Source organism: Pseudomonas izuensis, from assembly GCF_009861505.1.
Classification (GTDB): domain Bacteria; phylum Pseudomonadota; class Gammaproteobacteria; order Pseudomonadales; family Pseudomonadaceae; genus Aquipseudomonas; species Aquipseudomonas izuensis.
The window spans coordinates 280,434-302,848 of sequence record NZ_WTFT01000009.1 but is presented as its reverse complement, the minus strand read 5'-3'; the positions used below and the strand labels follow the sequence as shown (position 1 = coordinate 302,848).

At 59.8% G+C, this 22,415-nt stretch carries 21 protein-coding genes and 1 pseudogene; 11 read left to right on the top strand and 11 right to left on the bottom strand.

What is annotated here, in order from left to right:
* Positions 1 to 10 precede the first annotated feature (10 nt).
* On the top strand, positions 11 to 1,327 hold the full coding sequence (gene flgE / locus GPL81_RS10150) for a flagellar hook protein FlgE (RefSeq protein WP_160106619.1): 1,317 nt from the start codon (positions 11 to 13) through the stop codon (positions 1,325 to 1,327).
* Positions 1,328 to 1,628: 301 nt separating this feature from the next.
* Here the strand turns inward: flgE and GPL81_RS10145 are convergent, their stop codons facing one another.
* Positions 1,629 to 4,523: a ribonucleoside-diphosphate reductase subunit alpha gene (locus GPL81_RS10145; RefSeq protein WP_160106618.1), complete on the bottom strand. Its 2,895-nt coding sequence runs from the start codon at positions 4,521 to 4,523 to the stop codon at positions 1,629 to 1,631.
* Between the two features lie 731 nt (positions 4,524 to 5,254).
* Here GPL81_RS10145 and GPL81_RS10140 point away from each other — a divergent pair.
* Together GPL81_RS10140 and GPL81_RS10135 are read left to right on the top strand one after the other, a co-directional pair.
* Entirely contained in the window at positions 5,255 to 5,977 is a 723-nt protein-coding gene (locus GPL81_RS10140) for a response regulator (protein ID WP_096509470.1), read from the top strand.
* Complete coding sequence (locus tag GPL81_RS10135; protein ID WP_160106617.1) at positions 5,974 to 7,584, top strand: ATP-binding protein; 1,611 nt, start codon at positions 5,974 to 5,976, stop codon at positions 7,582 to 7,584. The genes GPL81_RS10140 and GPL81_RS10135 overlap by 4 nt, the downstream gene beginning before the upstream one ends.
* A gap of 126 nt (positions 7,585 to 7,710) precedes the next feature.
* Here GPL81_RS10135 and GPL81_RS10130 read toward each other — a convergent pair whose 3' ends face one another.
* Positions 7,711 to 8,436: a 4'-phosphopantetheinyl transferase family protein gene (locus GPL81_RS10130; RefSeq protein ID WP_218585641.1), complete on the bottom strand. Its 726-nt coding sequence runs from the start codon at positions 8,434 to 8,436 to the stop codon at positions 7,711 to 7,713.
* Positions 8,437 to 8,597: 161 nt separating this feature from the next.
* On the bottom strand, positions 8,598 to 9,389 hold the full coding sequence (locus tag GPL81_RS10125; RefSeq protein ID WP_160106615.1) for a dienelactone hydrolase family protein: 792 nt from the start codon (positions 9,387 to 9,389) through the stop codon (positions 8,598 to 8,600).
* Positions 9,390 to 9,545: 156 nt separating this feature from the next.
* Here GPL81_RS10125 and GPL81_RS10120 point away from each other — a divergent pair.
* The 3 genes and pseudogenes from GPL81_RS10120 to GPL81_RS10110 all read left to right on the top strand — a co-directional run.
* Positions 9,546 to 9,845, top strand: a pseudogene (locus GPL81_RS10120) (hypothetical protein); the annotation flags it as partial.
* A gap of 95 nt (positions 9,846 to 9,940) precedes the next feature.
* The gene (locus GPL81_RS10115) at positions 9,941 to 10,618 is read left to right on the top strand and encodes a response regulator transcription factor (protein ID WP_096509475.1); all 678 of its coding nucleotides are present in this window, start codon (positions 9,941 to 9,943) and stop codon (positions 10,616 to 10,618) included.
* Positions 10,615 to 11,961, top strand: a complete 1,347-nt coding sequence (locus GPL81_RS10110; protein WP_160106613.1) for an ATP-binding protein — start codon at positions 10,615 to 10,617, stop codon at positions 11,959 to 11,961. The genes GPL81_RS10115 and GPL81_RS10110 overlap by 4 nt, the downstream gene beginning before the upstream one ends.
* A 120-nt stretch (positions 11,962 to 12,081) precedes the next feature.
* On the opposite strand, the gene GPL81_RS10105 is transcribed toward GPL81_RS10110, so the two are convergent.
* Positions 12,082 to 13,110, bottom strand: a complete 1,029-nt coding sequence (locus GPL81_RS10105; protein WP_160106612.1) for an AraC family transcriptional regulator — start codon at positions 13,108 to 13,110, stop codon at positions 12,082 to 12,084.
* Positions 13,111 to 13,450: 340 nt separating this feature from the next.
* Here GPL81_RS10105 and GPL81_RS10100 point away from each other — a divergent pair, with 340 nt between their 5' ends.
* Both GPL81_RS10100 and GPL81_RS10095 read left to right on the top strand, forming a co-directional pair.
* Positions 13,451 to 14,785: a dicarboxylate/amino acid:cation symporter gene (locus GPL81_RS10100; RefSeq protein WP_096509478.1), complete on the top strand. Its 1,335-nt coding sequence runs from the start codon at positions 13,451 to 13,453 to the stop codon at positions 14,783 to 14,785.
* Between the two features lie 145 nt (positions 14,786 to 14,930).
* Positions 14,931 to 16,112 carry a CaiB/BaiF CoA transferase family protein gene (locus GPL81_RS10095; protein ID WP_160106611.1) on the top strand — a complete coding sequence of 394 codons (1,182 nt, stop codon included), beginning with the start codon at positions 14,931 to 14,933 and terminating at the stop codon, positions 16,110 to 16,112.
* Positions 16,113 to 16,242: 130 nt separating this feature from the next.
* Here the strand turns inward: GPL81_RS10095 and GPL81_RS10090 are convergent, their stop codons facing one another.
* Together GPL81_RS10090 and GPL81_RS10085 are read right to left on the bottom strand one after the other, a co-directional pair.
* A complete protein-coding gene (locus GPL81_RS10090; RefSeq protein ID WP_096509480.1) occupies positions 16,243 to 16,737 on the bottom strand; it encodes a SprT family zinc-dependent metalloprotease in 495 nt (164 codons plus the stop codon).
* 157 nt (positions 16,738 to 16,894) lie between these two features.
* The gene (locus GPL81_RS10085; RefSeq protein ID WP_160106610.1) at positions 16,895 to 17,497 is read right to left on the bottom strand and encodes a Yip1 family protein; all 603 of its coding nucleotides are present in this window, start codon (positions 17,495 to 17,497) and stop codon (positions 16,895 to 16,897) included.
* 283 nt (positions 17,498 to 17,780) lie between these two features.
* On the opposite strand from GPL81_RS10085, the gene ttcA reads away from it, so the two are divergent.
* Together ttcA and GPL81_RS10075 are read left to right on the top strand one after the other, a co-directional pair.
* Positions 17,781 to 18,605 carry a tRNA 2-thiocytidine(32) synthetase TtcA gene (gene ttcA / locus GPL81_RS10080; protein ID WP_096509482.1) on the top strand — a complete coding sequence of 275 codons (825 nt, stop codon included), beginning with the start codon at positions 17,781 to 17,783 and terminating at the stop codon, positions 18,603 to 18,605.
* A 127-nt stretch (positions 18,606 to 18,732) separates the two neighbouring features.
* Positions 18,733 to 19,407: a DNA-3-methyladenine glycosylase I gene (locus tag GPL81_RS10075; protein WP_160106609.1), complete on the top strand. Its 675-nt coding sequence runs from the start codon at positions 18,733 to 18,735 to the stop codon at positions 19,405 to 19,407.
* A 113-nt stretch (positions 19,408 to 19,520) separates the two neighbouring features.
* Here GPL81_RS10075 and GPL81_RS10070 read toward each other — a convergent pair whose 3' ends face one another.
* Genes GPL81_RS10070 through arsC form a run of 3 tightly spaced genes read right to left on the bottom strand, consistent with a single transcriptional unit; the run spans position 19,521 to position 20,895 of the window.
* The gene (locus GPL81_RS10070) at positions 19,521 to 19,946 is read right to left on the bottom strand and encodes a DUF2069 domain-containing protein (RefSeq protein WP_160106608.1); all 426 of its coding nucleotides are present in this window, start codon (positions 19,944 to 19,946) and stop codon (positions 19,521 to 19,523) included.
* 2 nt (positions 19,947 to 19,948) lie between these two features.
* Positions 19,949 to 20,545 carry an NAD(P)H:quinone oxidoreductase gene (gene wrbA / locus GPL81_RS10065; protein ID WP_007937544.1) on the bottom strand — a complete coding sequence of 199 codons (597 nt, stop codon included), beginning with the start codon at positions 20,543 to 20,545 and terminating at the stop codon, positions 19,949 to 19,951.
* Positions 20,542 to 20,895, bottom strand: coding sequence for an arsenate reductase (glutaredoxin) (arsC, locus tag GPL81_RS10060; protein WP_160106607.1), 354 nt, complete (start codon positions 20,893 to 20,895; stop codon positions 20,542 to 20,544). The genes wrbA and arsC overlap by 4 nt, the downstream gene beginning before the upstream one ends.
* Before the next feature lie 114 nt (positions 20,896 to 21,009).
* Here arsC and GPL81_RS10055 point away from each other — a divergent pair, with 114 nt between their 5' ends.
* Positions 21,010 to 21,477 (top strand): TlpA disulfide reductase family protein, encoded by a 468-nt coding sequence (locus GPL81_RS10055; protein ID WP_160106606.1) that lies wholly within the window; start codon positions 21,010 to 21,012, stop codon positions 21,475 to 21,477.
* An 84-nt stretch (positions 21,478 to 21,561) separates the two neighbouring features.
* Here the strand turns inward: GPL81_RS10055 and GPL81_RS10050 are convergent, their stop codons facing one another.
* Together GPL81_RS10050 and GPL81_RS10045 are read right to left on the bottom strand one after the other, a co-directional pair.
* Positions 21,562 to 21,966, bottom strand: coding sequence for an META domain-containing protein (locus tag GPL81_RS10050; RefSeq protein WP_121105496.1), 405 nt, complete (start codon positions 21,964 to 21,966; stop codon positions 21,562 to 21,564).
* The gene (locus GPL81_RS10045; RefSeq protein WP_084321985.1) at positions 21,966 to 22,400 is read right to left on the bottom strand and encodes a hypothetical protein; all 435 of its coding nucleotides are present in this window, start codon (positions 22,398 to 22,400) and stop codon (positions 21,966 to 21,968) included. The genes GPL81_RS10050 and GPL81_RS10045 overlap by 1 nt, the downstream gene beginning before the upstream one ends.
* Positions 22,401 to 22,415 lie beyond the last annotated feature (15 nt).

Sequence of the window (22,415 nt, the reverse complement as noted above, 5' to 3'; positions counted from 1 at the left end):
GGAGTGGAATATGTCTTTCAATATCGGCCTTAGCGGTCTCTATGCATCCAACAAACAACTGGACGTGACCGGCAACAACATCGCCAACGTTGCGACCACCGGTTTCAAATCGTCCCGTGCAGAATTCGAAGACGTTTACTCGGCCACCAAACTGGGTTCCGGCAGCAAGACCACCGGTAACGGCGTGCGCCTGGCCAACGTTTCCCAACAGTTTACCCAGGGTGACATCAACAACACGGGCAACGTGCTGGACATGGGTATCAACGGTTCCGGTTTCTTCGTGCTGAACAGCAATGGCTCGCTGTCCTACACCCGTGCCGGTACGTTCAAGGTCGACAAGGACGGATACGTCACCAACACCGATGGCTCTGCGCGTCTGCAGGGTTATGGTGTGGATGCCAATGGCAAGATCCTCAATGGCGTGTTGACCGATCTGCGCATTGACACGTCGAACCTGGCGCCGAAAACCACCACCAGCGTTTCGTCGACGATCAACCTCAATTCCACGGCGCCGGATATCGACCAGGTTGCCAACCCGTTCGACCCGAGCAAGCAGGCGTCCTTCACCAAGCAGTTCAGCACCCCGGTTTACGACACTCAGGGTAACCAGCACACCATGGATCAGTTCATGGTCAAGACCGGTGCGAACACCTGGCAAACCTACACCCTGATCGATGGCCGCAACCCGGATGGCAGCGACCCTACGCTTGCAGCTTCGCCGCCGGTTCCTTCGACCATGGTGTTCGACACCTCCGGCAAGCTGGTTTCGGTGACCACTCCAGCGGTCCCTGCGCCGATCGTCAGCCCTGACCTGAAGGTCTCCGGCTGGATTCCCGGTACCGTGACCAATGGTGTGTGGGCAGCCAACGGCGCCGCCGCCGACCCGGCCGGTATAACGATCTCCATGAGCAATACCACACAGTTCAACGCTGACACCGCGCGTTCGATTCCTGTGCAGAACGGTTACGCGACGGGCCAGATCACCAACCTGACCATCGACACCAGCGGTGTGATGCTCGCCAACTTCAGCAACAGCCAGACCAAGGCCATCGGCCAGATCTCGCTCGCCAGTTTCACCAACGAACAGGGTTTGCAGCCTGTAGGTGGCACCAGCTGGAAAGAAACTTACTCGTCGGGTATCCCGGGCTACGATGCACCGAACACCGGTACCCTGGGGCAGATCCAATCGAACTCGCTGGAAGAGTCCAACGTCAACCTGACCAGTGAACTGGTCGACCTGATCAAGGCGCAAAGCAACTACCAGGCGAACGCCAAGACCATCTCCACCCAAAGCACCATCATGCAGACCATTATTCAGATGACCTGATGCCGGGTACTGCAGCATAAAGAACCCCTCGCAAGAGGGGTTTTTTGTGCTCGGAATATGTGTGCCAAAAATAGGAAACTTGTGTTGTTAGAACGGGCCTCTTCGCGGGCAAGCCACGCTCCCACAGGGTCTGTGGCGTTCATTTGTTTTGTGAGCGACACAGAACCTGTGGGAGCGTGGCTTGCCCGCGAAGGCGTCAGGCCAGGCACCGTTTTCCAAAGGGCAAAAGAAAACCCCCGACCAATCCAGAGGACTAATCGGGGGTTTCAGGTAAGCGCCTTTGAGCGCCTACCGGCTCAGCTTATTGGCAAGCTTCGCAATCCGGCTCGTCGATGGCGCAAGCCTTCGGCACTGGAGCAGGACCGGCAGGTGCTGCCAGGACCGAATCTTCACCGTGGTTGCCGCCGCTGGAAACAGCGTTCAGCTTGCCGGTGTTGATGGTCGACTTCTCGGTGCTGGTCGCGGCCAGGGCACGGAGATAGTAAGTGGTTTTCAGACCACGGTACCAAGCCATGCGGTAGGTCACGTCCAGCTTCTTGCCCGAAGCGCCGGCGATGTACAGGTTCAGCGACTGAGCCTGGTCGATCCACTTCTGACGACGGCTTGCCGCGTCAACGATCCACTTGGTGTCCACTTCGAAGGCGGTCGCGTAGAGCTCTTTGAGTTCTTGCGGGATGCGCTCGATCTGCTGCACGGAACCGTCGTAGTACTTCAGGTCGTTGATCATGACCGAATCCCACAGACCGCGAGCCTTGAGGTCGCGAACCAGGTACGGGTTGATCACGGTGAATTCGCCCGACAGGTTCGATTTCACATACAGGTTCTGGTAGGTCGGTTCGATCGACTGCGAAACGCCGGTGATGTTGGCGATGGTCGCGGTCGGTGCGATGGCCATGATGTTGGAGTTACGGATACCTTTCTGCACACGGGCGCGCACAGGTGCCCAGTCCAGGGTTTCGTTCAGGTCAACGTCGATGTACTTCTGGCCACGGGCTTCGATCAGGATCTGTTGCGAGTCCAGCGGCAGGATGCCCTTGGACCACAGCGAACCCTGGAAGGTCTCGTAGGCGCCGCGCTCGTCGGCCAGGTCGCAGGAAGCCTGGATCGCGTAGTAGCTGACCGCTTCCATCGACTTGTCGGCGAACTCGACGGCGGCGTCGGAACCGTAAGGGATGTGCTGCAGGTACAGCGCGTCCTGGAAGCCCATGATGCCCAGACCGACCGGACGGTGCTTGAAGTTGGAGTTCTTCGCTTGCGGCACCGAGTAGTAGTTGATGTCGATCACGTTATCGAGCATGCGCACGGCGGTATTCACAGTGCGTTGCAGCTTGGCGGTGTCGAGCTTGCCGCCCACGATGTGGTTCGGCAGGTTGATCGAGCCCAGGTTGCAAACGGCGATCTCGTCCTTGTTGGTGTTCAAGGTGATCTCGGTGCACAGGTTCGAGCTGTGGACCACGCCGACGTGCTGCTGCGGGCTGCGCAGGTTGCACGGGTCCTTGAAGGTCAGCCATGGGTGGCCGGTTTCGAACAGCATGGACAGCATCTTGCGCCACAGGTCTTTGGCCTGGATGGTCTTGAACAGCTTGACCTTGCCCGGGTACTCGGTCAGGGCTTCGTAGTACTCGTAGCGCTCTTCGAAGGCCTTGCCGGTCAGGTCGTGCAGGTCCGGTACTTCCGATGGCGAGAACAGGGTCCACTTGCCGTCATCGAAGACACGCTTCATGAACAGGTCAGGGATCCAGTTGGCGGTGTTCATGTCGTGGGTACGACGACGATCATCACCGGTGTTCTTGCGCAGCTCGATGAACTCTTCGATGTCCATGTGCCAGGTTTCCAGGTAGGCACAGACAGCGCCCTTGCGCTTGCCACCCTGGTTAACAGCGACGGCGGTGTCGTTCACCACTTTCAGGAACGGCACGACGCCCTGGGATTTGCCGTTGGTGCCCTTGATGTACGAACCCAGTGCACGAACCGGCGTCCAGTCGTTGCCCAGGCCACCGGCGAATTTCGACAGCATGGCGTTGTCGTGGATCGCGTGGTAAATGCCCGACAAGTCATCCGGCACGGTGGTCAGGTAGCAGCTCGACAGCTGTGGACGCAGGGTGCCGGCGTTGAACAGGGTCGGCGTCGATGCCATGTAGTCGAAGGACGACAGCAGGTTGTAGAACTCGATGGCGCGGGCTTCGCGGTCTTTCTCTTCGATTGCCAGGCCCATGGCCACGCGCATGAAGAAGATCTGCGGCAGTTCGAAACGCACGCCATCCTTGTGGATGAAGTAACGGTCGTACAGGGTTTGCAGGCCCAGGTAGGTGAACTGCTGATCGCGCTCGTGGTTGATCGCCTTGCCCAGTTTTTCCAGGTCGAATTCGGCCAGAACCGGGTTCAGCAATTCGTATTCGATACCCTTGGCGACGTAGGCAGGCAGGGCCTTGGCGTACAGGTCGGCCATTTCGTGGTGAGTGGCGCTCTCGGCCACACCGAGGAAGCCCAGGCCTTCGGCACGCAGGGTGTCCATCAGCAGGCGAGCGGTGACGAACGAGTAGTTCGGCTCGCGTTCAACCAGGGTACGGGCGGTCATCACCAGGGCGGTGTTGACGTCGTTCAGGGCCACGCCGTCGTACAGGTTTTTCAGGGTTTCGCGCTGGATCAGGTCGCCGTCGACTTCTTCCAGGCCTTCGCACGCTTCGGTGACGATGGTGTTCAGGCGGCCCATGTCCAGTGGAGCAAGGCTACCGTCGGCGCGGGTGATGCGGATCGACGGGTGAGCGTTGACCGCTTCCTCGGCTGGAGCGTGCGAAGCGCGCTCTTTGGCGCGGGAGTCACGGTAGATCACGTAGTCGCGAGCGACTTTCTGCTCGCCGGCGCGCATCAGGGCCAGTTCGACCTGGTCCTGGATTTCTTCGATGTGGATGGTGCCGCCCGATGGCATGCGACGCTTGAAGGTGGCAGTGACCTGTTCGGTCAGGCGGGCAACGGTGTCGTGGATTCGCGACGAAGCGGCAGCGGTGCCGCCCTCAACTGCGAGGAACGCTTTGGTGATGGCGACGGTGATCTTGTCATCGGTGTAAGGAACGACAGTGCCGTTACGCTTGATCACGCGCAGTTGGCCCGGCGCAGTGGCGGACAGATCCGAATTCGAATCAGCGGCCTGCGGCAAGGTGCCCTGCGGGTTCTCGCGAGTTGTGTCGGTTTGCATGGGTGTCTCCACGTTCTCTATGTTTGTTTGGGCACCATGTCGGTGCCCACCGTTCCGTCCAGAAGCACTACAACCGGCGAATGCCGGGCATAACAACTTCGGGACAGTAGGAAGGGTGCGATTGGGCGCCGCTTCCATGCCGAAGTCTTTGATCTCATGCCACGGGCCTGAGATCGGGGTCCTTTAAGGTGACAGTTGGGACTGCAACACCCGTACCGTTTTCACCCTTTTGGGCCGAAATACAGTAGCCATCCGCACGCGCGGTTTGGTCTTTTAAAAATACGTTTGGTTCAACCGGACAGTGGCAAGAAAAGCGCTTGAAATTGGTGTCCGGTTTGTGTTTGGTTTTTTGCGCAAAACCCTACATCTAGGGTTTTTTTGGCGCTTGGCTACAAGATAATGCGTTTTGGGGGGGGATTGCAACGTACTACCTGTGGATAAACCTGTGCGTAAATTGTGTGTGAAAGAGCGAATTGGCGTGTAGGCCGCGATGCTGCTGGACCGGGCTTTTTTTCATCATTTTTCAACGATCGAAAACGGCTGGACAGATTTTTAAGGGCGCGAACCCTATCACAAAAAAACGTCTTGTCCGAACGCATTTACCAGCTTGTGTTCTGTGCGGGCGACGTTTATACAATCGGCCAGCATCCAGGCAATTTATCCACCCCCATCATTACAAAAAGACGGGTGGATACTTCCTTATTAGAGAAATTGGCAAGTAGAGGTCACCCGTGGAGCAAGAAGCCTGGCAGGTATTGATTGTCGAGGACGACCAGCGTCTGGCCGAACTGACTCGCGATTACCTGGAAGCCAATGGCCTGCGTGTGTCGATCGAGGGCAATGGCGCCCTGGCGGCGGCGCGCATCATCAAGGAGCAGCCAGACCTGGTGATCCTCGACCTGATGCTCCCTGGCGAAGATGGCTTGAGCATTTGTCGCAAGGTTCGCGACCGCTATGACGGCCCGATCCTGATGCTCACCGCGCGTACCGACGACACCGACCAGATCCTCGGCCTGGACCTGGGCGCAGACGACTACGTATGCAAACCGGTGCGTCCGCGCTTGCTGCTGGCGCGCATCCAGGCGTTGTTGCGACGCAGTGAAACACCCGAGGTCGTCCCGGAAAAACAACGCCGGCTGCAATTCGGCCCATTGGTGGTGGACAACGCGTTGCGTGAGGCCTGGCTGAACGACAACGGCATCGAGCTGACCAGCGCCGAGTTCGATTTGCTCTGGTTGTTGGTGGCCAACGCCGGCCGCATTCTCTCCCGGGAAGAAATCTTCACCGCGCTGCGCGGTATCGGCTATGACGGACAGGACCGTTCCATCGACGTGCGCATCTCGCGCATCCGGCCGAAAATCGGCGATGACCCGGAGCATCCGCGCCTGATCAAGACCGTCCGCAGCAAAGGCTACCTGTTCGTTCCCGAGGCCTGCGTAGATTCGTCCCTGTGAACTCGATCTTCCTGCGCATCTATGGCGGCATGTGCGCCGCGTTGATTCTGGTGGCAGTGCTCGGTGTGCTGGCGCTGCACATGCTCAACCAGGTGCGCGGCGAGCAATATCGCGAACGCCTGGCCCACGGCACGTTTTCGCTGATGGCCGACAACCTGCAACCGATGAACGAAACCGAGCGCCACCGGGCATTGGTGGTGTGGGAACGGCTGCTGGGGATTCCGCTGGCGCTGAAAACCTTCAACCAGACCGACCTCGATCTCACGCAGCGTACCCGCGTGCTGCATGGCCAGGCGCTGGTGGAGCAGACCGGTCCGCATGCGGCAAAGGTTTACCGTCTGGTCAGTGACAAGGAACAGCTGGTGCTCACCGGTGAGGTCCAGCAGATCAGCGAGCAATTGGCCCGGGCGACGATTTACCTGTTGACCGATGAGTTGGTGCGCTACCCGGTAGGCGAGCAACCGGTGCGCCTGGCGCAATTGAAGCAGGACAAGGGCTTTGGTTTCGACTTGCGGCTGGTCACGGTGGAAGACGCCGACATGGATGAAGACCAGAGTCGCCGGGTGTCCGAAGGCGACACGGTGATGGCGCTGGGCAAGGGCGGCGATTCGGTCCGGGTGTTCGCCGGCATGGTCGGCACGCCGTGGGTGCTGGAAATCGGGCCCTTGTATCAGATGAATCCTTATCCGCCGGAGTGGCTGGTGCTGATCGCGGCGCTGGGCCTGACCCTGATCGGCTTGATCGTCTACCTGCTGGTGCGCCAACTGGAGCGCCGCTTGCGCGGACTGGAAGCCGCCGCCACGCGCATCGCCAAGGGCAGCCTGGAAACCCGCGTACCGGCGCGGGGCGCGGACTCGGTGGGGCGGCTGGCGTCGGCGTTCAACGGCATGGCCGAGCACTTGCAGCAACTGTTGGCAATCCAGCGGGAATTGGTGCGCGCCGTGTCCCACGAACTGCGCACGCCGGTAGCGCGCTTGCGTTTTGGCCTGGAAATGATTGGTTCGGCGACCACGCCGCAAGCCCTGGAAAAGTATTGCGAGGGCATGGATCACGACATCGAGGACCTCGACCGTCTGGTGGACGAGATGTTGACCTATGCGCGGCTGGAGCAAGGCTCGCCAGCACTGAATTTTCAACGCGTCGACCTGGATGCCTTGGTCAATCAGGTGATCGGGGAGCTGGCGCCGTTGCGTGCCGATGTCACGGTGCAGCGTGGCTTGTGCCTGTCGGCCGCCGATTGCGACGATGCCTGGGTCGAGGCCGAGCCGCGTTATTTGCATCGGGCACTGCAGAACCTTGTCAGCAATGCCATGCGTCATGCGCATTCACGGGTGACCATCAGTTATCAGGTGGGGCAGCAACGCTGTCGGGTGGATGTCGAGGATGATGGGCCGGGCGTACCGGAATTGGCCTGGGAGAAAATCTTCACCCCGTTCCTGCGTCTCGATGACAGTCGGACCCGTGCATCAGGCGGGCATGGCTTGGGCCTGTCGATTGTGCGGCGCATCATTCATTGGCATGACGGGCGGGCGTTGATTGGCAAGAGCAAAAGCCTGGGCGGGGCCTGTTTCAGTTTGAGTTGGCCGAGGAATCAGGAGAAGCGCTGAGTTATTTGTTGTCTGTTCGGGCCCCATCGCGAGCAAGCTTTGCTCCCACAGGTTTAGTTTGACCGGCACAAAGCCTGTGGGAGCAAAGCTTGCTCGCGATGGCGGCCTGGCAGGCGCCGAAACACTTCAGGCCCTGATGCTGACCAAGCTCAACAACTGCCCATCCTTGACCCCAAACTGCGCATCCAGCTCAGTGCCGTTGCGCCATTCACTCGACAGATCCGTCAACAGCCGCAACCGCACTTCACCCGCCTCGGTCCACTCCAGCACCTCGGCGTGTTCAAAGTAGAAACGCTGTTGAACGATCGGATAGAGGGCCTTGAACAGGCTCTCCTTTACCGAAAAGGTCAGGGTCACCAGCAACGCCAGTTGATCGCGATGCCCGGCGGCCATGCGCTGGAGCTCGGGTGGGGTGAGGATTTCCCCGGCCAGGCGTTCGGCGCGTTCGGCATTGAGCAGGTTTTCCAGGTCCATGCCCAAGCCGCGCCAATGGTTTTTCCTGGCGACGATTGCCGCGGCCCGGCCGGTACTGTGGGTAATGGAACCGGTGATATGCGCCGGCCAGACCGGTGCCCGGTCTTCGCCGATGGCCGGGCTGACGCTCAGGCCTTCCAGTTGTTGCAAGGCGGCCCGCGCGCAGATCCGTCCGGCGAGAAACTCCGCCTGCCGTTTCGCGACGGAGCGCTGGATACTCGCCGGCGCTTCGATGGCACTGCGCTGGAAATCATCGCTGAGCAGTTGCGAAGGGTTGAAGTGGGTACTCAACAGCACCGCATCCGGCAGCACAAACGGCAGCGGCCAGTGGGCATCGAGGGGCGTGCAGCAGGCGGGCAGGGCGGGGACTGGATTCATGTCGGGCATTTTGCCGGGTTGCCCTGAAACTGGGTAGTGCAAAGGTTCAGATCGGCGGTGCAGCCATCGCGAGCAGGCTCGCTCCCACATTGGATTTGTGTCTCACCGCTGATCCTGTAGGAGCGAGCCTGCTCGCGAAAGCCGCACTGCGGTTTAACTGATCAACTGAAGATCTTCTTGAAGAACGCCTGCATATCCGCCCACGACTTTTCATCTGCCGCCTTGTTGTAACCAATGTCCGGCCCGCCGTGATCGCCATGGCTCAAGCGATCGGCGTCAGGATTGCTGAAGCCGTGCTTGGCGCCGTCGAGGCTGACGAACTTGTAGTCGGCGCCAGCCTTGTCCATCTCGGCTTTGAAGGCAGCCACGTTATCGGGCGTCACCATGCTGTCCAGCGCGCCATGTTCGACCAGGACTTTCGCTTTCACACTGCCGGGCGTCGCCGGCGTTTTGGTTGCCAACGCGCCGTGGAAACTCACCACACCGGCCAGCGGCATACCCTGACGCGCAGCATTGAGCACGACGGCGCCACCGAAGCAGTAGCCGATGGCAGCCACTTTATTCGGGTCGGTTTGCGCTTGTTTCTTCAGCAAGTCGAGCCCGGCCTGAAAGCGCGCACTGGACGCCGCGCTGTCTTGCGTTGCCGCCTGCATGAACGCCATGGCGTCCTTGGGGTGTTCGGTGTTTTTGCCGTTGCCATACATGTCGATGGCCAAAGCGCTGTAGCCCAGGCCGGCGAGGTCGCGGGCGCGGCGTTTGGTGTAATCGTTGAGCCCCCACCATTCATGCACCACAACGACGCCGGGGCGCGGGCCCTTGATCGCGTCGTCATAGGCGTAATAGCCGATCAGTTTCGTGCCGTCGGCGCTCTGGTAGGGGATTTCCTGGGTCTTGATGGCGGCGTGGCTGAGCCCGCTGAAGGCCAGCAAGAGGACAGCGAGGAACATGCGCATGGTTAATCTCCTGTCGAAAATTATCGGGACACTTTCATCGAAGCACCCGGATCGGGTTGATTCAGCTTAGGTTCAGATTGCGTTCAGGGGGAGTTCAGCGCGGGATCAGTAACCTTGCCGCTACCAAAAAGCGTACAGCGCATGAGGAAACTCCCTATGACTGGCTTGAAAAACCTGCTTCTGGCGTTCACCGTCCTGGGCGTCAGTGCTGCCGCCCATGCGACCGACGATAATTTCACCAGGCTTACTTCTGGACAGACCAGCGACAAGGTCAAAAAGTCCGGTGTGCTGAGTTATTCGAGCGTGGGTGGTGTGGTCGGCAATGACAGTGCCTGGAGCGTGCATCTGGCCAGGCAAGGCAGTCAGAATAGTGACTACGCCACGTATGACAACGTGTCGGTCTCGCACAATGGCATTAAACTTCGTCAGGAGGACCTCATGGGCCGCTACGATTTGACGACTATCAGCAAGCCGTCGTGATATCAGTCATCGCAACACGTGCCTTTATTGAAGGTTGTGCCTCTGGAGCTGTTGATCAGCAGGAGAACGTTATGAAATTGCTGGTCGTCGAAGATGAAGCGCTGTTGCGCCATCACCTGCAAACCCGCCTGACGGAAAGCGGGCATGTGGTCGAGTCCGTGGCCAATGCCGAGGAGGCCTTGTATCAGACCGAACAATTCAACCATGACCTGGCGGTAATCGATCTCGGCCTGCCGGGCATGAGCGGCCTCGATCTGATCCGTCAGTTGCGCTCGCGGGGCAAGACCTTTCCGATCCTGATCCTCACGGCGCGCGGCAATTGGCAGGACAAGGTAGAAGGCCTGGCCGCTGGCGCCGACGACTATGTGGTCAAACCGTTCCAGTTCGAAGAACTCGACGCCCGGCTCAATGCCTTGTTGCGCCGCTCCAGCGGTTTTACCCAGTCGACCATCGTCGCCGGGCCATTGGTGCTCGACCTCAATCGCAAACAGGCATCCCTGGACGATCAGCCGCTGGCGCTGACGGCCTACGAGTACCGCATCCTCGAGTACCTGATGCGCCATCACCAGCAAGTAGTGGCCAAGGACCGCCTGATGGAGCAGTTGTACCCGGATGACGACGAGCGCGATCCGAATGTGATCGAAGTGCTGGTCGGCCGTCTGCGCCGCAAACTGGAAGGGCCGGTCGGGTTCAAGCCGATCGATACCGTTCGCGGCCTCGGCTACCTGTTCAATGAGCGCTGCACTTGATTCGTTCCCTTCGTGTCCGCTTGATGCTCGCCGCCACACTGCTGGCGGTGTTGTTCATGCTGGCGCTGCTGCCGGCGATGCAGGGTGCGTTCAGCCTGGCGCTGCAAGACTCCATTGAACAACGCCTGGCCTCCGACGTGACGACGCTGATCTCCGCCGCACGGGTGGAAAACAACCACTTGCAGATGCCGGCGCAATTGCCCGACGAGCGCTTCAACCTGACCGACAGCCGTTTGCTCGGTTACATCTATGACCGCGAAGGTCACCTGGTCTGGCGTTCCAAGGCCACTCAGGAAGAGATGCTCAATTACAAACCGCGTTATGACGGGCGCGGTAACGAGTTCGCCAGGATCAGAGAAGCCAATGGCCAGGAGTTCTTCGTCTATGACGTCGAGGTCAAGCTGCTGGGGGGCAAGAGCGCGGCGTTCAGCATTGTCGCGTTGCAACCGGTACGCGAATACGAGCTGACCCTCGAAGGCCTGCGGGAAAACCTCTACCTGGGCTTCGGCGCGGCGTTGCTGGTGCTGCTGGCGTTGCTGTGGATCGGCCTGACCTGGGGCTTGCAGGCGTTGCGCCGGCTCAGCCAGGAACTGGACGAAATCGAAAGTGGTGCCCGCGAAAGCCTCAGCGAGCAACATCCCCGCGAACTCTTGCGCCTGACGGGCTCCCTGAACCGCTTGCTGCACAGCGAGCGCGAACAGCGCAGCCGTTACCGCGATTCCCTCGACGATCTGGCGCACAGCCTGAAAACGCCGCTGGCGGTGCTGCAAGGCGTCAGCGAGGACATGGCGCAACGCCCCCAAAATCGCGATCAGGCCTGGGTGCTGCAAACCCAGATCGAGCGCATGAGCCAGCAGATCAGCTATCAATTGCAGCGCGCCAGCCTGCGTAAAAGCGGTCTGGTGCGTCATCAGGTTCAACTGCGTCCGGTGCTGCAAAGTCTCTGCGACACGCTGGACAAGGTCTACCGCGACAAGCGCGTGCGGGTGACCCTGGACTTGCCGCCAGAGTGTTACGTGCCGATCGAGCAGGGGGCCTTGCTGGAGATGATGGGCAACTTGCTGGAGAACGCTTATCGCCTGTGCCTGGGCGAAGTGCGTATCAGCGTGCGGCAGACCCTGGGCGGTATCGAATTGTGCGTCGAGGACGACGGTCCCGGCGTGCCGCCCGATCAGCGCGCACGAATCCTGCAACGTGGCGAGCGCCTGGATCGACAGCATCCGGGGCAGGGCATTGGCCTGGCGGTGGTCAAGGACATCATCGAAAGCTACAGCGCCAAACTGACGCTGGGGGATTCACCCATGGGTGGGGCGGCGTTCAGGATTCAGTTTCCGGTGGTTTAGTGTTGCTCTTGCGGACGCCATCGCGAGCAGGCTCGCTCCCACAATGGATCTATGTCGCACTGAATATCCCCTGTAGGAGCGAGCCTGCTCGCGAAGAGGCCAGTCAATCCACCGCAAATCTCAACTTTCCTGCGCCCGATAAGCCCCCGGCGTCAACCCCGTCCACTTCTTGAACGCCCGATGAAACGCCGAAGGCTCGGAAAACCCCAGCTGCTCGGCAATCTGCTGCAAGGGCAGATCGTTGCGGCTCAGGTGATAGATCGCAATGTCGCGGCGCAACTGGTCCTTCAACTCTTGAAAACTGCTGCCTTCCTCGCGTAAATGCCGGCGCAGCGTCTGCGGGCTGATGTGCAGGTGCGTGGCCACGGCGTCCAGGTCCGGCCAGCGAGCACTGTCGCGGCTGAGCAAGCGCCGCAACTGGCTGGTCAGGCTATGGCCATCATCCGGGCGCGCCAGCAGGTCGGAAGGCGAGCGTTCAAGGAAATGCTTGAGGGTGCGTTCGTCCTGTAGCAACGGCATGTTCAAGTAGCGACTGTGAAACAGCAGGCTGCTTTGCGCCCCGCTGTTCTTTTGTGCCGCGCTCTTTGCGGTTGAAAAGCTCAGTGCACAAGAGAACAGCAAATCGTACTCGGCTCCGTGTTCCGGTCGCGGGTAGCTGAACGTCGCCTGCTCCAGGCGAATGCGCTGACCGATCAGCCAACTGCCGAACCGGTGCCAGATCACCAGCAGGTATTCGGTGAGAAAATGGTCCGGATCCCAGAGCTGCGAATCGTCCAGGCTCAGGCGAATCATTTCGTCTTCGCGCGTCAGGGTCAGGCGCGGGGCGTCAGGGAATAGGCTATAAAACAATAAGCCGCGGTTGAGTGCCTTTTCCAGATTGCGGCAATGAATCACGGCATGGCACATCATCGCGAAGCTACCGGGTTTGCTCGGCGCTTGCCCAAACCCGAGGTATTCGTTGTCCAGTGCCAGCCACAGAGCCTGTATCAGTCGGGTGAATGACTCCGGACCAATGCGCGCCCGCGGCTCTTCGAGCAACTCGGGGCTGATCCCCAATTGCTGCAACAGGTCCGAATAGTCGTAGCCGTGCCGTTGCGCACCGCGCAGGACCGCACGGGCGAAATGACTGGCGATGGTGCGTTCGCGCATAGCAGGCAAATCCGTCCATTGAGCGATGGATGGTAGCTGCGGTTGCAACGGATGAACAAGGCGGATATCCGCCAGATTGTACGACCCGATTTGGTCAATGGGCGGAAATCCGCCACTGTGGCGCAACCGCCAGCCAGCAAGGAAAAACCTGCAACGCCTGATATCAAAAGGCTTGTAGGAGGATTCACGGAAGGTGGCACGGGCTTTGCGATACAACCGGCAGATGCTTGCCGTCGCGCAGCTCGAAAAAACAAATCCCTCCAGTGCAGGAGGGTTCGCAAATGAGGTGTCGTGGGCAACGGATGGATGTTGTCACCGCGCACTCTTGAGGAACTTTGCAATGACGACTCGTCAGCCACTGTACAAATCCCTGTATTTCCAGGTGATCGTTGCAATTGTCATCGGTATTTTGCTCGGTCACTACTATCCACAGCTCGGTGTGGCCGTTAAGCCGCTGGGTGACGGGTTCATCAAGCTGATCAAAATGATCATCGCGCCTATCATCTTCTGCACCGTCGTCAGCGGTATCGCGGGCATGCAGGACATGAAGTCGGTCGGCAAGACCGGCGGTTACGCACTCCTGTACTTCGAAATCGTTTCGACCATTGCTTTGCTGGTGGGCCTGGTCGTGGTCAACATCGTGCAGCCAGGCGCTGGCATGCACATCGATGTGAGCACCCTGGATGCCTCGAAAGTGGCGACCTACGTGGCACAAGGCGCTGACCAGAGCGTTATCGGCTTCCTGATGAACATCATCCCGGCAACCATCGTCGGTGCGTTCGCCACGGGCGACATCCTGCAAGTGCTGATGTTCTCGGTGATCTTCGGTTTCGCCCTGCATCGCCTGGGTGCCTACGGCAAGCCGCTGCTGGACTTCATCGATCGCTTCGCCCATGTGATGTTCAACATCATCAACATGATCATGAAGCTCGCGCCAATTGGTGCCTTCGGTGCCATGGCGTTCACCATCGGTGCCTACGGTGTCGGCTCGCTGGTGCAACTGGGCCAACTGATGGCCTGCTTCTACATCACTTGCGTCCTGTTCATCCTGATCGTGCTCGGCGGTATCGCCCGCGCGCACGGTTTCAGCGTGCTGAAAGTGATTCGCTATATCCGTGAAGAACTGCTGATCGTGCTGGGCACCTCTTCCTCGGAATCGGTGTTGCCACGCATGCTGATCAAGATGGAGCGTCTGGGCGCGCAGAAATCCGTCGTGGGTCTGGTGATCCCGACCGGTTACTCGTTCAACCTCGACGGCACGGCAATCTACCTGACCATGGCGGCCGTGTTCATTGCTCAGGCAACTGACGCGCACATGGACATCACGCATCAGATCACCCTGCTGGTGGTGTTGCTGCTGTCCTCCAAGGGGGCTGCGGGCGTGACCGGTAGCGGGTTCATCGTACTGGCGGCCACCCTGTCCGCGGTGGGTCATCTCCCGGTTGCCGGCCTGGCGCTGATCCTCGGTATCGACCGCTTCATGTCCGAAGCTCGTGCCCTGACCAACCTGATCGGTAATGCCGTTGCCACACTGGTGGTGGCCAAGTGGGTCAAGGAGCTGGACACCGACGTGATGCACGCTGAACTGGCCTCCGGCGGTCGCGGTATTGCTGATGAGCCTAAAGACGATGTTCTGGGCCATGTCAAAGGGGCAACCCCGACTAACGCCAAGTAAGTCTTGTTGTAATGAAAAACCCGCTTCGGCGGGTTTTTTATTGCCTGCGACTTGAGCGCAACTGTCAGCGTCACTGGCGCATAAGGTGATTGCTCCGTCACGTTCAGCTGCCTAGTCTGAGGGGCATCATATAAGGAGAATATTCATGCTCGGTCCACTGGCATCACTCAAGGTACTGGATTTCTCTACCCTGCTGCCCGGCCCGTTCGCCTCGTTGTTGTTGGCGGATATGGGCGCCGAGGTGCTGCGCATCGAATCGCCGACCCGCATGGACCTGTTGCGCGTGCTGCCGCCCCACGATCACGGGGTATCGGCCAGCCACGCCTACCTCAATCGCAATAAACGCAGCGTGGCCCTGGACCTCAAGCAGCCTGAGGCGCTGGACGTTATCAAGCAATTGCTCAAGGACTACGACATCGTGCTCGAGCAGTTTCGTCCCGGTGTCATGGAGCGCCTGGGGCTGGGCTATGAAGCCTTGAAGGCGATCAATCCGAAGCTCATTTATGTGTCGATCACCGGTTATGGCCAGACCGGCCCCTACAAGGATCGCGCCGGCCACGACATTAATTATCTGGCGCTGGCCGGGCTGGCGAACTACACCGGCCGCGCCGACAGCGGACCGCTGCCCTTGGGCACGCAGGTGGCGGATATCGCCGGTGGTTCGCTGCACGGCGTGATCGGTCTGTTGGCGGCCGTGATCGCCCGGCAGCACACCGGGCAGGGGCAACATCTGGATGTGAGCATGACCGATTGTGCATTCAGCCTGAACGCCATGGCCGGTGCCGGGTATCTGGCCTGTGGCGTCGAGCCGGGGCGGGAAGACCAGATGCTCAATGGCGGCAGCTTCTACGATTACTACCGCTCGCGGGACGGGCGCTGGTTATCGGTGGGCAGCCTGGAGCCGGACTTCATGAAGCAGTTGTGTGTGGCGTTGGGGCTCGAAGAGCTGGCGAGCCTGGGCCTGTCGCCGCAACCGGCGCAGCAGAGAAAGCTCAAGGATGCGTTGAAGGTCGAGTTTGAAAAACATGACTTTACCGAACTGTGTGCGTTATTTGCCGAGCTGGACGCCTGTGTCGAGCCGGTATTGAGCCTGCGCGAAGCGGTGCGGCATCCGCAGTTGCGGGCGCGGGAACTGGTGACTGCAGTGCCACGGGGCGATGGTTCGACGCAGGCGCAGATGGCTTGTCCGTTGAAGTTTTCAGAAGGTTTGCCAGAGCCCAGGCATATTGGCGCGGCGTTGGGGGAACACACGGATCAGGTGTTGGGGGAGTTGGGGTTCAGTCTTGAGCGGATTGATGAGTTGCGGCGAGCCAGGGTGATTCTCTAGCGCCTATACCGGCCTCATCGCGGGCAAGCCTTGCTCCCACAGGGATCAGCTTTGATCACAAAATTTGTGAACGACAATGAAACCTGTGGGAGCAAGGCTTGCCCGCGATGAGGCCAGCGCAGTCACCCAACTACTCGACCCGCATTTCCCCACTGAACACCAGCGTACTGCGGCAGCGCCGGCACAAATACCGCCGCCCCTGTCTCACCAGGCTATGGCGCTGTGCCGAAAACGGGAAATCGCTGTCGGCGCACGGGCATTTGTAGATGTAGCGGGTCACGCTGCGGCGTTTGACGTCGTAGGTGTGGCAACGATTGGGCGGCAGTTCATACACACCGCGCATGATCAATTGCCACTCTTCGCCATGGGGCTGGATGCGGTCGCCAAACAATTGATGGGCGATCAGGTGCGCGACTTCGTGGGCCACGGTCTGCTTGAGGAAATCTTCGGTGTTTTCCCGGTACAACTGCGGGTTGAAGCGCAGCAGGTTCTCGTGCAAATGCGCAACGCCGGCTTTTTGTCCGCGCAGCTTGAGGCTCACCACGGGGCGTTTGAAAGGTCGTTTGAAAAAGGATTCGGCTTGTTGGAAACAGTCTTCGACGCGGGAATTGAGTTGCTCGGGCATGCTTGATGGATCTCCAGAGACGTCGAGTATGCCGCAACCCCCAGGCCTTGCGAATCGCTCAAGCGCCGAATGGTCGTAGCCGTTCCAGTTGTTCAAGCATTAAAAGGCCGCCTTGCGGCGGCCTGTGTTGGCAGATCTAGTTTTAGGTGACGTGATATTAATTGGTGTAGACCGGCCCCACGCCGAGTCCCCAGACAATTACGGTGAACGCCATGATGGCCACCAGCACCACAAGGCCTACGGCGAGTACGGAACTGGAAAACAGGAATCCCTCGTCAGTTGGTATGTTCATGAACGTCGGTAGCCCGACATACAGCAGGTAGACCGTGTAGCAGATCGCTGCGGTGCCGATGATCATCCCCAGCCACAAGTGTGGATACAGTGCCGCCAGACCGCCGATGAACAGCGGTGTCGCGGTATAGGTTGCAAAAGCGACGCAGCGGGCCAGGCTCGGGTTGGCGTCATAGGTGCGGGCCATCCAGTGGATGAACGCGCCCATTACCGCAACGCCGCCAAGCATCGCCACGTACGACATGATCGACATCCATAGTGCACTTTCCATCGTCAACATCACTGGCGCTCGGCTGCCGATAACCCAACCGACTTGCGTGGTGCCGATGAACGCCGATACTGCTGGAATTGCCGCCAGAATCAGCGTGTGGGTCAAGTACATGTGGCTGATGCTTTCCTCCTGGTCGCCACGAATTTCTTTCCATTCCTGGTCAGGGTGGGTGAAGAGCCCCACTACGTGATGGATCATGCCAGTCACTCCTCTTGTTTTTACCGTCGCCCCCCAGTGGAGCGCCTACGGGCCAATGCGGCCAAGTAAGTAATAGGTCTGGATTAGAATGCGACCTTATGACGCAGTATAGGAAGGAGTTTCCCTTACAAGGTGAAGGGGCTTAGAGCAAATTGCGCTGTAAATGACACGGGTAATCGCGGTTGCATCTGACCATGGGGATGCGGTCCGTCAGGGCGCTTCGCCCTGGCGGGGTTTTTGCGTAAAATGCCCGCCTTTCGTCACACCTCACGGATTTCGCGTCATGGGCACTCTTACGGTCAACCAGAACAAACTGCAAAAGCGCCTTCGCCGCCAGGCTGGTGAGGCTGTCGCCGATTTCAACATGATTGAAGACGGCGACAAGGTCATGGTCTGCCTGTCCGGTGGCAAGGACAGCTACACCATGCTCGATGTGCTGATGCACCTGCAGAAGGTCGCACCGATCAAGTTCGACATCGTGGCCGTGAACATGGACCAGAAGCAGCCGGGGTTCCCCGAGCACGTATTGCCGGCCTATCTCAAGGAGCTGGGCATCGAGTACCACATTGTCGAGAAAGACACCTACTCGGTGGTCAAGGAGCTTGTTCCTGAGGGCAAGACCACTTGCTCGCTCTGCTCACGCCTGCGTCGTGGCACGCTCTACACCTTTGCCGATGAAATCGGCGCGACCAAGATGGCCCTGGGACATCATCGCGACGACATCGTCGAGACCTTCTTCCTGAACATGTTCTTCAACGGTTCGCTCAAGGCCATGCCGCCGAAACTGCGGGCCGACGATGGTCGCAACGTGGTGATCCGTCCGCTGGCCTACTGTAGCGAAAAAGACATCCAGGCCTATTCGGACCTCAAGCAATTCCCGATCATCCCGTGCAATCTCTGCGGTTCCCAGGAAAACCTGCAACGCCAGGTGGTCAAGGAAATGTTGCAGGACTGGGAACGCAAGACCCCGGGCCGTACCGAAAGCATTTTCCGCAGCCTGCAGAACGTGATCCCGTCGCAACTGGCGGATCGCAACCTGTTCGACTTCACCAGCCTCAAGATCGACGAGACGGCGGCTTCGCGCTTCGTCAACGTCGTAAACCTCTGATCAAACTGTAGGAGCTGAGCTTGCTCGCGATAGCGGTGTGTCATTCAACGGATTTGTCGACTGATACACCGCTATCGCGAGCAAGCTCAGCTCCTACAGGTTTTTTGTCTATTCCTCAGGAGAGGGCATGCGCGACTACAAGTGGCTGAATGAATACTGCTTGAACCGCTTCGGTTCGGCCGCTGAACTGGAAGCCCATCTGCCCGTTCCCAAGACCCCGGCGCAATTGCGCGACATCACCGACGATCGTTACCTGTCGACCATGGCGCTGCGTGTGTTTCGCGCGGGCCTCAAGCACAGCCTGGTGGATGCCAAGTGGCCGGCCTTCGAGGAGGTGTTCTTCAGGTTCGACCCGGAAAAAGTCGTGCTGATGAGCGCCGAACACCTGGAGCGCCTGATGCAGGACGCGCGGATCATCCGCCACCTGGGCAAGCTCAAGAGCGTGCCGCGCAATGCGCAGTTCGTACTGGATGTGGCCCATGAAAAGGGCAGCTTCGGCGCTATGATCGCCGATTGGCCGGTGACTGATATCGTCGGGTTGTGGACGTTCCTGAAGAAACGCGGCCATCAATTGGGCGGTCTGTCGGCGCCGCGTTTTCTGCGGATGGTCGGCAAGGACACTTTCGTACCGAGCTATGACGTGGTGGCGGCGTTGAATGCACAAGGCATCATCGACAAGGTGCCGAGCAGCTTGCGCGACCTGGCATTGGTGCAGGAGGTGTTCAACCGGTGGCATGAAGAAAGCGGCGGACGGCCGATGAGCCAGATCTCGATGATGCTGGCGTACACCGTCAATCACTGAGACCGCGTCGCCTTATTCGCTGGCAAGCCAGCTCCTACAGGGTTCATGTCGTTCACAAAAAATGTGATCGCTGCAATCCATGTGGGAGCTGGCTTGCCAGCGAAGGCGTCCGGTCAGGCGACGGAAATCTCGCCCTCGCCAGCCAGTTTGCGATTCAACTGATACCGCCAACGCACAAACAACAGCGCCGAGCAGAACACCGCCAGGCTCGCGCCCATTTCCAGCAAACCGAACATCTGCCGGTTCGGGTCGTACGCGGCCAGGGCGCCCTTGATGAAATACAGGTTCACCACAAAACACATCCATGAATGCCCGCGCGGGCTACCAACCACCATGCCGGGCGCCAACAACAGCAGCGGCACCAGCTCGATCAGCAAAATCACCCAGGGCCGGGCGCCGTGCAGGTCGGCTACCAGCGGGTAGTAGATACACAGCAACCCCACCAGACCGAAAAAACACAACAGACTGATGACACGCATGGCTCGAACACGGGGTTCGAGCCATGCGATGGCGGGCAGGATCTTCGGCTTCTTGGCCACCCTCAGCCCTCCAGCTTCTGTGCCGTCTTGGCCAGGCGCATGCCCAGTGCGCGACACAGCGCCACTTCGTGCCCGTCCAGACCGCTTTTACCATCAGCCCCGGCGTGGTGGCTGGCACCGTAGGGCGTGCCACCGCCCTGGGTTTCCAGGAGCGCTGACTCGCTGTAGGGCAGACCGGTGATCAGCATGCCGTGGTGCAGCAACGGCAACATCATCGACAGCAAGGTGGTTTCCTGGCCGCCGTGCAGGCTTGCGGTGGACGTGAACACGCCGGCCGGTTTGCCCACCAGGGCGCCGGTCAGCCACAGGTTGCTGGTGCCGTCGAGAAAGTACTTGAGGGGCGCCGCCATGTTGCCGAAGCGGGTCGGACTGCCCAGGGCCAGGCCAGCGCAGTTTTTCAGGTCGTCGAGGCTGGCGTAGAGCGCGCCCTCGTCCGGAATGTCCGGGGCCACGGCTTCGCATTCGGTGGAAATCGCCGGCACCGTGCGCAGGCGCGCTTCGAGGCCGGCCTGTTCGACGCCACGGGCAATCTGCCGGGCCATTTCGTTGGTCGAGCCGCTGCGGCTGTAATACAGCACCAGAATATACGGCGCACTCACGGCAGCAGCTCCAGGATCTGCTCCGGCGGCCGGCCGATGACGGCTTTGTCGCCGACCTCAAGAATCGGTCGCTCCATGAGTTTCGGGTGGGCGGCGAGGGCGGCGATCAATTGCGCCTCGCTCAGGCTGCTGTCGGCCAGGTTGAGGGTCTTGTACTCGTCCTCACCGGTGCGTAGCAGTTGCCGGGCGCTGATGCCCAGCTTGGTCAGCAGGCTCTGGATTTGCGCGGCGTCCAGCGGGGTTTCCAGATAGCGCACCACGGTCGGGGTCAGGCCACGGGTTTCGAGCAGTTCGAGCGCACCGCGGGATTTCGAGCAGCGCGGATTGTGATAAAGCGTCAGATCGGTCATGAGCGGGTCGCATCTTGTGTGAGGTGGCGGCTATTCTAACTGTGCAACGCGTAATCCAGAACCTTGGGTGGCAATGGGTCGCGGCAGTATTCTTTTTTCGACAAGGATCACGACATGACAAGGCGACTGGCAGCGGCATTGGCGATCATCGGGGCGTTGATGCTGGGGGGCTGCGGTAACGACTACGGGATCGATCAGAACGGGCAGAAGGTCGCCTCCGAGCGCCTGGACAAACAATGGCTGGTGCTCAACTACTGGGCCGAATGGTGCGGCCCGTGCCGCACCGAGATCCCGGAATTGAACACCCTGGCCGGTCAGCTCAAAGACAAGAAAATCGATGTGTTCGGGGTCAACTTCGACAATGTGCAGGGCGAAGAGCTGAAAAGTGCCAGCGAGAAACTCGGGATCAAATTCACTGTGCTGGCGCAGGACCCTGCCGAGTTGTTCGAACTGCCCCGCAGTGAGGCATTGCCGGTGACCTACATCATCGATAACAAGGGCAAGGTGCGGGAGCAGTTGGTGGGCGAGCAGACGGCTGCGGGGGTGATGGCGAAGCTGGAGGCGTTGCAGGCCAAGAATTGAGAGTCTGTGGGAGCAAGGCTTGCCCGCGATAGCGATCTCAGGGACGCCATCGCCAGCAAGCTGTGCTCCCACATGAATCGGTGATCAGCCCTCTTCCAGCCACCAGCGCAGCGGCTTGCCTTCGGCAGGCCAGAAGCGCATCTGCTCGATCGAGGAGACGTCCCAGCGCTGCACGTTTTCCAGAGCCTGAAGGAAGCGTTTTTCCTGTTCCATCAGCGCCGGCGCGCAGAGTTTGCGCGTGCTGCCGATCTTGCCGAAGCTCAGTTTATTGCCTTCCAGAGTGTAGGGCGCAAACCAGTGGTTGCAGCCGCCGTTGCCATAGGCGCGACCATCTTCACCGAGGGTGATGGTCAGGTGGCTGTAATCCATCAACGGCCGTTCGCCGATCCACTCCAGGATGTAGCTGCGGTTTTGTTGCAATTGCACAGGCTCGGCGGCGCAACCCAGCAGGCTTGCACCGACCATGCCGGCCAGAGCGAGGCGTTTCATCACGCAGGCTCCTGGCATTTCGGGCAAAGGTGTTTCTCGCCAACGGACTTCCAGCCCAATTCGGCAATCCGCGCAGTGGCGGCAGGTTTTTCAGCCTTGTTGCCCAGTTTGGCGTCGACCGCGAACTCGAAGCTCAACTCCTTGGCGCAGCTGTCGCAATTCACTTGCCAGGTATGGATCGCCAGTTCGCCGAACACCGGACCACTGGCCACCGCGACCCATTGGCCGGGCGGATTGATCAAGTGGCGAACCGTTTCGACGGTCAGGCGCATGGACAAGTCCTTGGCACCCTTGAGGGTCACGACCAGCACGTCATTGTTGCGAATCGAGCCGCCGTTGCCGGTGACTTGATAACGCCCCGGCACCAGGGCGCGGCATTCGGTGAGGGTGTGTTGCGGGTTCATCAGGCTGTAGCGGAAATCGTGTTCGACCATGGGTCCTCCAAATAT